Origin of the sequence: Verrucosispora sp. SN26_14.1, from assembly GCF_004307965.1 — a bacterium.
Classification (GTDB): Bacteria; Actinomycetota; Actinomycetes; order Mycobacteriales; family Micromonosporaceae; genus Micromonospora.
On the sequence record NZ_SISL01000123.1, the window covers coordinates 1 to 14230 of the forward strand.

10 protein-coding genes and 2 tRNA genes are annotated in these 14230 nt (G+C 69.6%); 4 read left to right on the forward strand and 8 right to left on the reverse strand.

Annotated elements, in window-relative coordinates; all coding sequences use genetic code 11:
• Positions 1-1997 (forward strand): cation-translocating P-type ATPase (locus EYA84_RS13660; protein WP_236145752.1); only part of this gene is annotated, 1997 nt, incomplete at its 5' end.
• A 3-nt stretch (positions 1998-2000) separates the two neighbouring features.
• Here the strand turns inward: EYA84_RS13660 and EYA84_RS13665 are convergent.
• Positions 2001-2987 carry an L-threonylcarbamoyladenylate synthase gene (locus EYA84_RS13665; RefSeq protein WP_394347572.1) on the reverse strand — a complete coding sequence of 329 codons (987 nt, stop codon included), beginning with the start codon at positions 2985-2987 and terminating at the stop codon, positions 2001-2003.
• A gap of 381 nt (positions 2988-3368) precedes the next feature.
• Here EYA84_RS13665 and EYA84_RS13670 point away from each other — a divergent pair, with 381 nt between their 5' ends.
• Entirely contained in the window at positions 3369-4112 is a 744-nt protein-coding gene (locus EYA84_RS13670) for a TetR/AcrR family transcriptional regulator (protein ID WP_161594965.1), read from the forward strand.
• A complete protein-coding gene (locus EYA84_RS13675) occupies positions 4109-5020 on the forward strand; it encodes an SDR family NAD(P)-dependent oxidoreductase (protein WP_131053421.1) in 912 nt (303 codons plus the stop codon). Before EYA84_RS13670 ends, EYA84_RS13675 begins: the two co-directional genes overlap by 4 nt.
• A gap of 170 nt (positions 5021-5190) precedes the next feature.
• On the opposite strand, the gene EYA84_RS13680 is transcribed toward EYA84_RS13675, so the two are convergent.
• The 6 genes from EYA84_RS13680 to gyrB all read right to left on the reverse strand — a co-directional run bounded on the left by EYA84_RS13680 (position 5191) and on the right by gyrB (position 12547).
• Positions 5191-5266, reverse strand: a tRNA-Ala gene (locus tag EYA84_RS13680).
• A 40-nt stretch (positions 5267-5306) separates the two neighbouring features.
• A complete protein-coding gene (locus EYA84_RS33460) occupies positions 5307-5435 on the reverse strand; it encodes a DLW-39 family protein (protein ID WP_217705935.1) in 129 nt (42 codons plus the stop codon).
• A 43-nt stretch (positions 5436-5478) separates the two neighbouring features.
• Positions 5479-5552, reverse strand: a tRNA-Ile gene (locus EYA84_RS13685).
• 209 nt (positions 5553-5761) lie between these two features.
• Positions 5762-6688, reverse strand: coding sequence for a DUF3566 domain-containing protein (locus EYA84_RS13690; RefSeq protein ID WP_131053422.1), 927 nt, complete (start codon positions 6686-6688; stop codon positions 5762-5764).
• Positions 6689-6692: 4 nt separating this feature from the next.
• Positions 6693-10472 (reverse strand): intein-containing DNA gyrase subunit A, encoded by a 3780-nt coding sequence (gene gyrA / locus EYA84_RS13695; RefSeq protein ID WP_131053423.1) that lies wholly within the window; start codon positions 10470-10472, stop codon positions 6693-6695.
• Between the two features lie 128 nt (positions 10473-10600).
• Positions 10601-12547, reverse strand: coding sequence for a DNA topoisomerase (ATP-hydrolyzing) subunit B (gyrB, locus tag EYA84_RS13700; protein WP_131053424.1), 1947 nt, complete (start codon positions 12545-12547; stop codon positions 10601-10603).
• Between the two features lie 537 nt (positions 12548-13084).
• Here gyrB and EYA84_RS13705 point away from each other — a divergent pair.
• On the forward strand, positions 13085-13666 hold the full coding sequence (locus EYA84_RS13705) for a hypothetical protein (RefSeq protein WP_131053425.1): 582 nt from the start codon (positions 13085-13087) through the stop codon (positions 13664-13666).
• Between the two features lie 54 nt (positions 13667-13720).
• On the opposite strand, the gene EYA84_RS13710 is transcribed toward EYA84_RS13705, so the two are convergent.
• The coding region (locus EYA84_RS13710; protein WP_131053426.1) for a DUF721 domain-containing protein at positions 13721-14230 on the reverse strand (510 nt) is incomplete at its 5' end.

Consider the following 14230-nt stretch of genomic DNA (forward strand, 5'->3'; position numbering starts at 1 on the left):
CCGCGATCCCGCTGGCCGCCGGGTCGGCCGTGGCCGTCGTCGGTGCCGGGTTGCTGCGCGGCGTACCCCTGGCACAGACCGCCGCCACCGCCGCGAACCTTGCCGTCGCCTCCGTGCCGGAAGGACTGCCCTTCCTGGTCAGCGCCGCCCAACTGGCCGCCGCCCGGCGGCTCGCCGAGCACGGCGCGTTGGTCCGCAACCCGCGCACCATCGAGGCGCTCGGCCGGGTCGACGTCCTCTGCTTCGACAAGACCGGCACCCTCACCGAGGGCCACCTGCTGCTCGCGGGCGTCGGAGACGCCGACGGGTACGCCCCGGCGGACCAGATCGACGACCGGCTCCGGCAGATCCTCGCCACCGCGCTGCGCGCCACCCCCGCCGCCGACGATCCCGAGCACCTGTCCATGCAGACCGACCGCGCGGTCCTGCGCGGCGCCACCTCCGCCGGCGTCCCCGAGCAGTACGCGGCACCGGGCTGGCGAGCCGTCGGCGGCCTCCCCTTCGAGCCGTCCCGGGGCTACCACGCCACGGTCGGCGAGACCGAGGGGCGGATGCTGCTCAGCGTGAAGGGCGCGCCGGAGAGCGTGCTGCCCCGTTGTGCCGCCCGCCGCACCGACGGCCGTGACGAACCGCTCGACGACGCGGGCCGGGCCCACCTGCACCGCCTGCTCGGCGAGCGCGCCGGAGCCGGACACCGCATCCTGGCCGTCGCCGAATGCGTGGTCGACGACCCCGACCTCACCGACGACGACGTACGCGGCCTGGTCTTCACCGGATTCCTGGCGATCGCCGACGGGGTCCGCGACAGCGCCGCCCCCGCCGTGCGCCGGATCCGGCAGGCCGGTGTGCACACCATCATGATCACCGGTGACCATCCGGCGACCGCCGAGGCCATCGCCGCCACCATCAGCGCGGGCGACGCCCAGCGGGTGGTCACCGCCACCGAACTCGACACCCTCGACGACGACGCCCTCGCCGCCCGGCTCGCCGCCACCGACGTGGTGGCCCGCTGCACCCCCGCCCACAAGGTGCGGATCATCCAGGCGTTGCAGAAGTGCGGCCGGACCGTCGCGATGACCGGCGACGGCGCCAACGACGCACCCGCCATCCGGCTGGCCGACGTCGGCATCGCCCTCGGCCAACGGGGCACCCCGGCGGCCCGCGCCGCCGCCGACCTGGTGGTCACCGACGACCGGCTGGAGACCATCATCGCCACCCTGGTCGAGGGCCGGGCGATGTGGTCATCGGTCCGCCACGCGCTGAGCATCCTGGTCGGCGGCAACCTCGGTGAGATCGCGTTCAGCGTGCTGACCGCCGCCGCCACCGGTCAGGCCGCACTCAACGGACGCCAACTGCTGCTGGTCAACCTGCTCACCGACATGGCACCCGCCCTGGCCATCGCCGTCCGCCCACCCGGCGACGGCGACCACACCGACGGTCTGCTCCGCGAGGGCCCCGACAGCTCCCTCGGCGAGACCATGACCCGCGAGATCGGGCTGCGTGCCGCCGCCACCACCCTCGGCGCGACCGCCGGCTGGACGCTGGCCCGCTACACCGGCAGCCGCCGGCGCGCCGGCACCGTCGCCCTGGTCTCCCTGGTCGGCACCCAACTCGGTCAGACCGTCCTGGCCGGTGGCACCAGCCCGTCCGTACTCGCCTCCACCGCCGCCTCGGTCGGCGTCCTGGCCGTCGTGGTGCAGACCCCCGGCGTCAGCCAGTTCTTCGGGTGCACCCCGCTCGGACCGGTCGGCTGGACCATCGCGACCGGCTCCGCACTCGGCGCCACCTTCGCCAACGGCGCCCTCACCAAGCTGGTCGCCCGCCTACCCCAGGCCGACGGCGCTCACGCTCAGGCCGGTGGCTCTCACGCTGAGCCCGACGGCGGGCGGGCCGACGGCGCTAATACTGACAGCGCACGGGCCGACGGCGCGTCACCGAGCGCGGCATCGTCGGACGGTCGGGCCGCCCGGGTCGGTTCCGGCCCGCAGGAGTCGTGACCGTCAGCCGGCGGGATGCCAGGTGGCGGCGGCGCGACGCAGTCGGTCGTTGACCGCCCGCCCCACCCCGCGCTCCGGCACCGGCTCGGCGACGATCTCGGTGACCCCGGCGGCGTCCAACCGGTGCAGTGCCTCGAAGAGCCGCGCCGCCGCCTCGGTCAGGTCACCGGCGGTCGAGAGCACCTCCACCGCCGCCCAGCCGCCCGCCGGCCGATCCCGGAACGCCAGGTAGCCACGCCGAACCCCGTCCTCGGCAGACGGTGCCCCCACATCCCGCAGACGCAGCGGCGTACGCGGCGCGTAGTGCGCGGCCAACGTGCCCGGCGCGACCGGCTGCCCCGAACTGCCCTGACGCACCGTCACCGGGCCGGTGACCCTCTCCACCTCCTCGACCGGCAACGCGCCCAGACGCAGCACCACCGGACGGTCCCCGCGAGCGTCCACGATCGTCGACTCGATCCCGCACCGGGTCGGCCCACCGTCGAGCACCACGTCCACCGCGCCACCCAGTCCGCGTACCACGTGCTCCGCCCGGGTCGGACTGAGCTGCCCGAACCGGTTGGCACTCGGCGCCGCCACCGGCACCCCCGCCGTGGCGATCAGCTGGCGCGCGTACTCGTTGTCCGGCACCCGCACCGCCATCGTCGCCAACCCGGAGGTGACGATCGGCGGGATCGCCTCCGGGCGGTCCACGATCAGCGTCAACGGCCCCGGCCAGAACCGCTCCGCCAACGCCGCCACGCCCGCCGGGACCACCCCCACCAGCGCCTCCAGGTCAGCGGCGTCGGCAAGGTGGGTGATCAACGGATCGAAGCTGGGCCGCGCCTTCGCCTCGAAGATCCGGGCCGCCGCCCGCGCGTCCAACGCGTTCGCCCCCAGGCCGTAGACGGTCTCGGTGGGAAAGGCCACCAATCCGCCGGTACGCAGCACCGAGGCGGCCTCGGTCAGGTCACCCTCGGCGGGCAGGACGCGCGGAGATCCAGTGCTCACACCGTCGACGCTAGCCTGCGCCCGACGCCTACCCCGACATGCCCCGACTCACCCCGAGAAATCGGCAACGTACGCAGTGAGCGGCACCGCCCCCGGTCCCGTCCCGCCGACCGTGGCGGAGTGCGCGGAGCGTCTATCGCTGGGCCGCGTGTTGCGGGATCGGGTGGTCGCGCCGTTGCTGTTCCACGCGGGTGCGGTTGACGGGGTGCCCAACGAAACCACCCTCCGGCCAGCCCGCCAGATCCGCCGAGTAGGAGATTTGGCGTGCCGCAGTTCGGCCGACAGCGCATCGCAGGCGTCAGAGTCGAGCCTGTCACCGACGCCGAGCGCCGGGGTATGGCTGCTACCCAAAGTGCGGCGATACCGTGTAGCGTTGCTAGCATGAGCGACAATCCTTCGACCCGAGCGGTCGAGAGTGATGTCCGTACGAGGCTGATGCGTGCCGCAGAGCTTCTGCTGGCCTCGTCGAAAGATGGCCAGATCTCCACGCGCGAGATCTGCGCGCGAGCGGGCGTCACCGCCCCGACTCTCTACCATCATTTCGCGGACAAGGACGCGCTGCTGGATGCGGCGGTGTTAGAGGGTTTCAACGCCTATCTCGCAAGAAAGCATGCCGTCGGGTGGAGCGGCGATGTGCTCGATGACTTCCGTGCGGGATGGGACATGCACGTGTCCTTTGGCTGCGAGCATCCTGCCCACTACCGGTTGATGTTCGGCAATCCCCAGGCCGAGCAGACCGTTCCCGCAGCGTTGGTGGCGCAGGAAGAGCTCGCCCGCCAGGTCACCGAATGGGGTGTGGGCGGTTATCTCAAGGTCCCCGTCGAGGTCGCGACGCAGACGATGTCGGCTGCCGCGATCGGGGTGGTGTTACAGCTGATCGCCCTACAGGCCGACAGCACGCACCCGATCTCGACGAACGTTCGCGACACCGTCGCCCACGCACTGTTCCATCCTCAGAACACGCGCGACGAGGTCGCCGCAGGCACATCACGGCCCGCCCGCCTTCTCCTCGACGCGTTGCCGCCGGATTTCCTGGGGCCCTTGCGTGCGACGGAAGTCGCGCTGCTGCGCGAATGGCTCACCTCCCTCACAGACAACCCGCCACAGCGAAGGACACACACATGACCGAGAGAGCCGACGGCGGGAAATCACAGAGGTACGAGGGCAAGCAAGCGATAGTCACCGGAGGTACCCGTGGCATCGGAGAGGCCGCCGCCCGCCGACTCGCCGCCGCAGGGATGAGCGTGGTCATGGTCGGCCGTAGCGACGCGACGCTGCGACAGGCCGCCGACAGGATCCGGGCGACGGTTCCGGACGCCGACCTTCGCCTGGAGAGCGCGGACCTGTCGCTGATCCGGGAGGTCCGCGCACTGGCCGACCGACTCGCTGACAGCACGTCACCCAGTGTGGTGATCAACAACGCCGCAATAACCGCCGACATCGGCACGCGCACCGACGAGGGCATCCAACTCACCCTGGCCACCAACCACCTGGCGCCCTACGTGCTGATGCGAACCCTCGTCGAGTCCGTCAAGGAGCGCCCCGCCCGGTTCGTCGTGGTCGGCGCAAGCCCCACCGTGCTGAGGTCCTACCCGGTGGACCTGGATGATCTGCACGCACAGAACGCCAGGGCGCTCGGTCGCTTCTCCAGCTTTCGCCCCTTCGCCGCCTATGCACGCACCAAGAACATGAACACGATGTTCGTCTACAGCCTGGCGAGACGGGTGGCGGACAGTGGCATCACCGTCAACGGAGCCCACCCCGGGATCATCGCCCAGACCGGCCTCTCCCGTGACGCGCGCGGACTGGGCAAGATGCTGGACACGATGGTGAACCTCAACCCTTTGCGGAAGACACCCGACCAGGGAGCCGACAACCCGGTATGGGTCGCGACCGATCCCGGCCTGGACGGCGTGAACGGACGCTTCTTCGTGGACCGCAAACAGGTCACCACGCCCGACCACACGCTCTCCGTCGAACGCTGCGAGGCCCTCTGGGAGCGCAGCGCGGAACTGGTCGGCATGCAGCCATAGACATGGTGCTGACAGCCGACAACCGCCGCGTACAGAACCCCGGCTGAAGTGTCGACCGCGGTCGGCGTCAACCGGGGTTCTTCGTCGCCCACCGGAAGGGCCTGACGACTCGTTACAGGGGCTTGGCTGTACGAATGGCGACTCGGACTGACATCAACCAAGGAAAGTGCTGGTGGAGCCCAGGGGACTCGAACCCCTAACCCCTGCCTTGCAAAGGCAGTGCTCTGCCAGTTGAGCTAGGGCCCCGTACGCGGGCTGAGGCGCCCGCCGATCGGAACGGTGACGGTCAGCGCAGGTCCGGGGAGGTGGTGGCCTCGTGCCAGAGCGCGCGCTCGTCGTTCGCTTCCTTGATCTTCTTGGCCACCACGGCGGCCACACCGACGACGCCGGCCAGGATCAACAGCTTCTTGAACATGGGGCCTGCCCCTTACGCTCGACGCACCGTCGGACCATTGCGGTGGGGCTAGCTGGAATCGAACCAGCGACCTCAGAGTTATCAGCTCTGCGCTCTAACCGACTGAGCTATAGCCCCGCGTAGCGACGAGCAAGGTTAACCCATCCGCTCACGCCGCCCCAAATCGGGGTGGACCCTCGGGACTGCCCGACACCGTCGTCCTCGAAACTACCCGAGAGCCGGTGGTGAGCCCACCGAGATACCCCGGACGCCCCGGGTCGGGGCCGGAAACGGCGACCGGGCCGGCCGCGAGGAGCGGCCGGCCCGGAGGCGATGTTCCCGAGGTGTCAGTCGCGCTCGGCGAGCGTCAACTCGATGCCACCGACCAGGTCGGCGCAGACGTTGTAGACGAACGCCCCGAGCGTGGCCAGCGCGGTGAACAGGACGACGTTGACCAGACCGATCAGCGCCGAACTGAAGATCACGCCACGTGCGGTGATCTGGAAACCGCTGGTGCCCTGCCCACCACCCGCGTTGACCAGGTCACCCAGGCTGTCGTTCACGCTGGTGAAGACGCCCATCGCGTCCAGCGCGAGGTAGAGCACCGAGGTCGCGACAACGATGACGATGAACAGCACCACCGACACGGCGAACGCGAACTTCATCACGGACCAGGGGTCGATCCGCTTGAGGTTCAGCCGGGCCCGACGCGGTCCGCGCGACGCGGCCGAACTGACCGAGGTACGCGCGGCGCGTACCGCCTCGCCCACCCGCGCGGCACCGACGGCCGACGAGCCGACTCCCGGGGGCAGGCCACCTCCGTTAGCCGGGCGACCCGCACCGAGCGGACGGTTGGCGTCCGGCTTCGGGCCGAGACCGGTGATCCGTGGCTGGGTACCTGTCGTGCCGGTACTCATCGCCGGCAGCACGCCGGTGGTGCCCGGCGAGGGCTGACCCGGGCGAGGTCCGCTCTTCGTCGGGGTCGACGGCTTGCCGGCGGCGCTGGCGGCAGCTGTCGGTGTGCCCGGGGAGACGGCGGCCTCGGCACCCGGCTTGTCGCCGGACGCCTCGGCGTCCTTCTCGTCTGTGGGCTTGTCGGGCGGCGGAGCCATACCGGGTGCCCGGGTGAACTTCGGGGCAGGCGCGTCGGCGGGAACGGTCGCCCGGCCCACGGCCGCGCGGCCGGTCGCTGGCGTGCCGGTCTTCGCGGCATCCTCGTCGACCGGGTTGGCCGAGGTCCCCGCGTTCCCCGACTTCGCCTGTGTCTCCGTCATTCAACTAGTCCTGTTCGTCAGGCTCGTCGGCATTGCGAGCAATCGCCACGATAGTCACGCCATCCGGGAGGTCCATCAGCTTGACCCCCATTGTGTTCCGGTCGCGTGTACGGCGTACAGGCTTCACCGGAGTCCGGATAACGCCACCGTTGCTGGTGATGGCAAACAGCTCGTCGTCCGGGTCGATCACGACGGCACCGACCAGACCACCGCGCCGTTCGGTGATCTTCGCAGTCAGTACGCCCTTACCTCCCCGGCCCTGCACCGGGTATTCCTCGATCGGGGTACGTTTCGCGTATCCCCCGTTCGTGGCGACGAGCACGTCCAGCCCCTCGCGGACCACCTCCATGGCCAGCAGCTCGTCCTCGTCGCTGAAGCGCATGCCGATCACACCCGACGTGGCCCGGCCCATCGGCCGCAGCGCGTCGTCCGTCGCGTTGAACCGGATGGCCTGCGCGTTCTTGGAGACCAGCAGCAGGTCCTCGCCGGGGTCGACCAGCGCAGCACCGACCAGCTCGTCCTCATCGCGCAGGTTGATCGCGATGATTCCGCCGGACCGGTTGGAGTCGAACTCCTCAAGCCGCGTCTTCTTCACCAGGCCGTTCTTCGTCGCCAGGACCAGGTAGGGCGCCACCTGGTAATTCGGGATCTCGATGATCTGTGCGATCTGCTCATCTGGTTGGAACGCCAGCAAGTTGGCCACGTGCTGGCCCTTGGCCACCCTACTGGCCTCCGGAAGCTCGTACGCCTTGGCCCGGTACACGCGCCCCTTGTTGGTGAAGAACAGCATCCAGTCGTGCGTCGAGCATACGAAGAAGTGGCTGACGATGTCGTCCTGCCGCAACGTGGCACCGCTGACACCCTTGCCGCCGCGCCGCTGCGAGCGGTAGAGATCCACCTTCGTCCGCTTGGCGTACCCGGTGCGGGTGATGGTGACCACCACGTCCTCGCGGGCGATGAGGTCCTCCATCGAGACCTCGCCGTCGAAGGGAATGATCTGGGTACGCCGGTCGTCGCCCCACTTCGCGACGATCTCGCCCAGCTCCTCCGAGACGATCCGCCGCTGCCGCTCCGGCTTGGCCAGGATGTCCTTGAGGTCGGCGATCTCCAGTTCCAGCTTGGCCAGGTCGTCGAGGATCCGCTGCCGCTCCAGCGCGGCGAGGCGGCGCAGCTGCATGTCCAGGATCGCGGTCGCCTGGATCTCGTCGATCTCCAGCAGCCGGATCAGGCCCTGCCGGGCGTCCTCGACCGTGGGCGAACGCCGGATCAGGGCGATCACCTCGTCCAGTGCGTCCAGCGCCTTGGAGAGACCCCGCAGGATGTGCGCCCGCTCCTCGGCCTTGCGCAGCCGGAATGCCGTCCGTCGCCGGATCACCTCGATCTGGTGCTCGACGTAGTAGCGGATGAACTGCGCCAGGTTCAGCGTGCGCGGCACCCCGTCGACCAGCGCCAGCATGTTCGCGCCGAAGGTCTCCTGGAGCTGGGTGTGCTTGTAGAGGTTGTTCAGCACCACCTTCGCGACCGCGTCGCGCTTGAGCACCAGCACGATCCGCATACCGGTACGCCCGGAGGACTCGTCCCGGATGTCGGCGATCCCGCCGAGCTTGCCCTCCTTGATCAGCTCGGCGATCCGCTCGGCCAGGTTGTCCGGGTTCACCTGGTACGGCAGCTCGCTGACCACCAGCGCCGGCCGACCGCGCTTGTCCTCCTCGACCTCGACCACCGCGCGCATCCGGATCGAGCCCCGACCGGTGCGGTACGCGTCCTGGATGGCGGACTGGCCGACGATCAGACCGTGGGTGGGGAAGTCCGGACCCTTGACGATCTCCAGCAGCGCTTCCAGCGTGGTGGCCTCGTCCGCCTCCGGGTTCTCCAGGCACCACTGCACCGCCGCACCGATCTCCCGCAGGTTGTGCGGCGGGATCTTCGTGGCCATGCCGACCGCGATGCCCTCGGAGCCGTTGATCAGCAGGTTCGGGATCCGCGACGGCAGGATGGTGGGCTCCTTGGCCCGGCCGTCGTAGTTGTCCTGGAGGTCGACGGTGTCCTCGTCGATGTCCCGCAGCATCTCCATGGCGAGCGGGTCGAGCTTGCACTCGGTGTTGTGGCTGACGAACCCGTCGGAGACGAACGAGTGGTCGTCGGTGTCCACCCGGATGCTGTAGACCGGCTGCACACCCGCGTCGGTGACCCCGGCCACCTCGGCGTAGTAGAAGCGACCGTCCACCAACGGCTCGACCACGTCGAGCACCTCGGACTCGGTGATCCGGGCGGCGATCTCGTCGCGATCGCGCTCCCAGCGCTCGATCCGGTCCACGTTGTGCCGGCGCAGCCAGTCCCGCTCGGTCCAGCGGCTCGCGCCGTGCTCCCGGATGAAGTCACCGACCAGCGGCACGTGGTCGCTGGAGAGCGCCGTGCTGCTCGCCGGGACCGAGGCCAACTCCGACTCCAGCTTGGCCTGCTTACGGCCGAGGAAGCCGACCTGGCCGGCGAAGATCCGCGCGTCCCGGCGGTTGGTCACCACGACCTTGATCTCGCCGTCGTCGTACCGGCACTGGCGGCTGACGACGCCGAACTCCAACAGCAACTGCTGCACCTCGCGGGCGAGCCGCTCGCTGCGCGTGGAGTACGAGATCTGGATGGTGTTGCGCGGCAGCAGCGAGGAGGAGCCGTCCCCCTCGAAGAGGGCCTGGAGGAAGGCCCGCTTGATCGCGGCCGACCCCTGCCAGACGAACTCCGGCACGAACTTGTCGGCGCTGCGCGCACCGACCATCTCACCGAGGACGCTGGCCCGGAGCGCGGAGAGGTCCTGGATGTCGAGTTCGTGCAGGACACTCCCGGACGCGATCACCCGCTCGTTGACGTACCGACGACCGCCGACAGCGAGGTCGTACGCCGCCAGGACGCGGACGAAGAACTCGCGGTCGACGTTGTTGAAGCCCGCACGGGTCTCGGAGACCCAGCCCTCACTGACGAAGGCACCCGCGAGGACAGCGGCCTCGACGTGCTCCAGCATCGGGTAACCGATCTCGTCCGGCACACTGCGCTGGAGCACCACCCGGTCACCGGGGGAGATCTCGGCGAGCAGCTTCCAGAGCAGCGTCGGCACACCGGCCACGTCCACCAGGCAAAGCACCGGGTGATTGTGGGTGCCGGTCAGCTCGTACCCCTCGCGGGTGCGCAGCCGCAGCGTCGGGTGCTCGCCGGAGTGGAAGAACTTCGAGGCGCGGACCAGGTCGCCGTTGCGGTCACGGACCTTGAGGTCGATGTCGCTCTCGCTGCTCGACGCCGCGGCCGGCACCACGTCGCCGATCCGCACGCTGCCACCAGCGGTACGAATACGAACATCTGCGGTCAAACAGTAACGCATAGCCGCAGCAGGGTCGTTTCCGGGCGAACCGAAGTTGCCGTTGCCGTCCACCAGCGGGTAGCGCAGCGACCAGGGCTGGGCCATCCGGACCAGGGCGTCGTAGATGGCCGAGTCCCCGTGCGGGTGGAACTGGCCCATCACGTCGCCGACGACGCGCGAACACTTGACGTAACCACGGTCCGGTCGGTAGCCCGAGTCGAACATGGCGTAGAGGATCTTGCGGTGGACCGGCTTGAGCCCGTCCCGGACGTCCGGCAGCGCCCGCCCGACGATGACGCTCATCGCGTAGTCGAGGTAGGAGCGCTGCATCTCCACCTCGAGCCCGACCGGCTCGATGCGGTCGTGGGCGACCACGGCAGCCGGCGCCTCGGGGACCTCGGGCTCGTTCGGTGTGGACTCGGGGGAATCGGTCACTGTTAACCCTTATCAGACTGAGAGTCGTTTTTGTGCCTGTGGATAACTGCTGTGGATAGCGGCCAAGTTGTGGATAACTCTGTGGACCGGCCTGCCGGACCGGAGTCCCGACCCGGCAGGCGCGCCCGTCAGATGTCCAGGAAGCGGACGTCCTTGGCGTTGCGCTGGATGAACGAACGGCGTGCCTCGACGTCCTCGCCCATCAGGACGCTGAACAGCTCGTCGGCGGTGGCGGCGTCGTCCAGGGTGACCTGACGCAGCGTCCGGGTCGCCGGGTTCATCGTGGTCTCCCACAGCTCCGGGTAGTTCATCTCGCCGAGGCCCTTGAACCGCTGGATGTCGTCCGGCTTGGCGTTCGGCTTCTTCTGCTGACGCAGCGCGATCAGCCCGTCGCGCTCCCGGTCGGAGTACGCGTACTGCGCGTCGTCGCCCTTCTTGTTCCACTTGATCTTGTAAAGCGGCGGGGCGGCGAGGTAGACGTGACCGAGCTCGACCAGTGGCCGCATGAAGCGGAACAGGAGAGTGAGCAGCAGCGTCTGGATGTGCTGTCCGTCGACGTCGGCGTCGGCCATCAGCACCACCTTGTGGTAGCGCAGCTTCTCCATGTCGAAGTCGTCGTGGATGCCGGTGCCCAGCGCGGTGATCAGCGCCTGCACCTCGTTGTTCTTGAGCACCCGGTCGATCCGGGCCTTCTCCACGTTGAGGATCTTGCCGCGGATCGGCAGGATCGCCTGGGTACGCGGGTCACGGCCCTGCTTGGCCGAGCCGCCCGCCGAGTCACCCTCGACGATGAACACCTCGGACTCGCGCGGGTCGGTCGACTGGCAGTCGGCCAGCTTGCCCGGCATCGAGCCGGACTCCAGCAACGACTTGCGACGGGCCAGCTTGCGCGCCTGCTGGGCGGCGATCCGGGCGCGGGCGGCCTGGGACGCCTTGGTGATGATGATCTTCGCTTCGGCCGGGTTGCGGTCCAGCCAGTCGACCAACCGGTCGTTGCAGACCCGCTGGACGAAGCTCTTCACCGGCGTGTTGCCGAGCTTGGTCTTGGTCTGACCCTCGAACTGCGGGTTGGTCAGCTTGACCGAGATGATCGCCGCGAGGCCCTCGCGGATGTCCTCGCCGGAGAGCTTCTCGTCGCCCTTGAGCAGCTTCTTGTCCGCGCCGTAGCGGTTGACCACGCTGGTCAGCGCGGCCCGGAAGCCCTCCTCGTGGGTGCCGCCCTCGTGGGTGTTGATGTTGTTGGCGAAGGTGTAGACCGATTCGCCGTACGACTCGTTCCACTGCATGGCGATCTCGAGCGACATGCCCTCTTCCTCGGCACCGAACTCGATCACCGTCTTGTGCATCGGGCTCTTCGAGGCGTTGAGGTGCCGGACGAAGTCGGCGATGCCGCCCTCGTACTGGAAGGTCACCTCGCGGAGCTTGCCCTCCTCGCCCTCGGCGACCCGCTCGTCGAGCAGATGGATCTTGAGGCCACGGGTCAGGAAGGCCATCTCCTGGAGGCGGCGGTAGATGGTCTGGAAGTCGAAGTCGACCGTCTCGAAGACGTCGGGGTCGGGCCAGAAGGAGACCGCCGAGCCGGTGGTGTCGGTCGGCTCGCCCTTCTCCAGGGTGGTGGGCTTGGAGTGGTGGTACTCCTGACGCCAGACGAAGCCGTCCTTGTGGATCTCCACCGCCATCTTGGTGGAAAGGGCGTTGACGACCGAGACGCCGACGCCGTGCAGGCCGCCGGAGACCGCGTACGCCTTGCCGTCGAACTTGCCGCCGGCGTGCAGCACGGTCAGCGCCACCTCGACGCCCGGCTTCTTCAGTTTGGGGTGCAGGTCGACCGGGAAGCCACGCCCGTTGTCGGTGACCCGTACGCCTCCGTCGGCGAGCAGCACCACGTCGATCGTGTCGCAGTGACCGGCCAGCGCCTCGTCCACCGCGTTGTCGACGACCTCCCACACCAGGTGGTGCAGGCCCCGCTCGCCGGTGGACCCGATGTACATACCGGGCCGCTTACGGACCGCCTCCAGACCTTCGAGGACGGTGATCGACTCGGCGCCGTACTGCTGATTGTCCTGCGCTGCCACCCTCGGCCACTTTCTCGCGCCGTCCGCGCCGTCAGGCACGTCCGGCGCAGGTTCGGCGGACAGGACGCGACGTCGGCACGCAGACCGGCACCGGGAACAATTCCGGGTTACGGGTCGAACGCGCCGGTCGCCGCGGGTGCCCGCGGATCGCGATCGGCTCGACCCGAGTCGGACAATGATCGCGGGCCCGTGTCGGACCCGTGACCCGTCGCTCCGCACCGGGTCTTCGTCTCACACCAATCTTACTGTGCGCGGGCGACAGAACCACCACTCGGCACCCCTTCGCGGCGGCTGAGATTAACGCAGCGGGCCGAACCGCGCTGTCTGCTACTCCCCCTACACGCAAGGGCATGATCGCCGGATCCGTCGCGTGACGGCGACACGACCCGGGTGACGGCCCCGACGGTGCTACTGGCCGGTATCGCCCACCATTGGCGTTGCCGCCCTTCAGGTGGCGGGCCGGCCTTGATCTTTCACGGCCGGAACCGGACGATCGACCCGATTGACCCACCGTGCCCGTTGAGAGGTGACACCAAGATGGGGCTGGACAACGTCGCGGTCCAGTGGCCGCGGACCGGCCAGTTCTACGATCCGGTCGCGCCGGCCGACTTCGTCGACTTCGGCGAGATCGTCGACGTACCGGGGATCTCGGCGCCGACCGCCGCGCTCGCCGAACTGATCGCGAAGACAGGTACGGTCCGGGCCACCGCGTACACAGAGGTGGTCGATCTGATCCTCGGACTCGACGGTGTGCTCTACGCCACAGACGCGGCGGCGGAGGACGAGGACCCGGTCATCGACCCGGACGGGTGCGCCTGGATCGCGGGCGGCATCGAACGCTTCGTCATCACGCACCGGCCGCACGGCGAGGCGGTCACGTTCGAGTCGGTCGGCACCGTACTGCGGTCGCTGCTCGCCGACGGTCGCCTGGCCGAGCAGCAGTTGCGGTGGCTGGACAGCAGGCTGGACGCCCTGCTGGACGAGAGCGGCGCACCCCCGCAGTGGACCTTCACCTGCGCCGAGTTGAGCGTGGTGGCCGCCTTCTACCGGCGTTGCGCCGAGCGGGGCTTCGCCGTCTACGCCGAGTCGGCGGCGCCGCGCCGGGCCGCACAGTCCTGACGCGCAGGCGTACGCCGCACCTTCCGGGGTGCGGCGTACGCCACACGCATTCCGTCAGCCGTACGTGTCCCGGGGGCCACGGCCGCGTACCCGCCGTGGCCCGCGAGACCAGGAGGGCGCGGCCGGGCCGTGGATGTGCAGCTTGCGCACCACGTTGTGGCCGACCTCCCGGCCGATCTGTTGCAGCAGCGACCCGGCGAGCAGGCGGAGCTGGGTGGCCCAGGCGGTGGACCTGGCCTCCACGGTCAGCTCGCCGTTCTCCAGCTTGACCGGGCGGCTGTGCTGGGCCACCTCCGGCCCGACGACCCGCTCCCAGGCACCGAAGACGGTCGCCTCGGCGGCCGGCTGCTGCCATCCGCGCGCCTTCACCAGCCGCGCCAGCACCGTGCCGAGCAGTTGCGGATCACGCGGGTCGGGCCCCGGGCCGGAGTAGCCGCGCAACCGCCGCTCGCCCGTACCCGCTCCGGCGGCGCCGCGTCGGCGCGGCTTGGCGGCCTCCCGACGGGCCTTCGCCGCGTCCAGCACCGCCCGAGCGAGCTGCGGCCCGGACGCGCCGTCGTCACC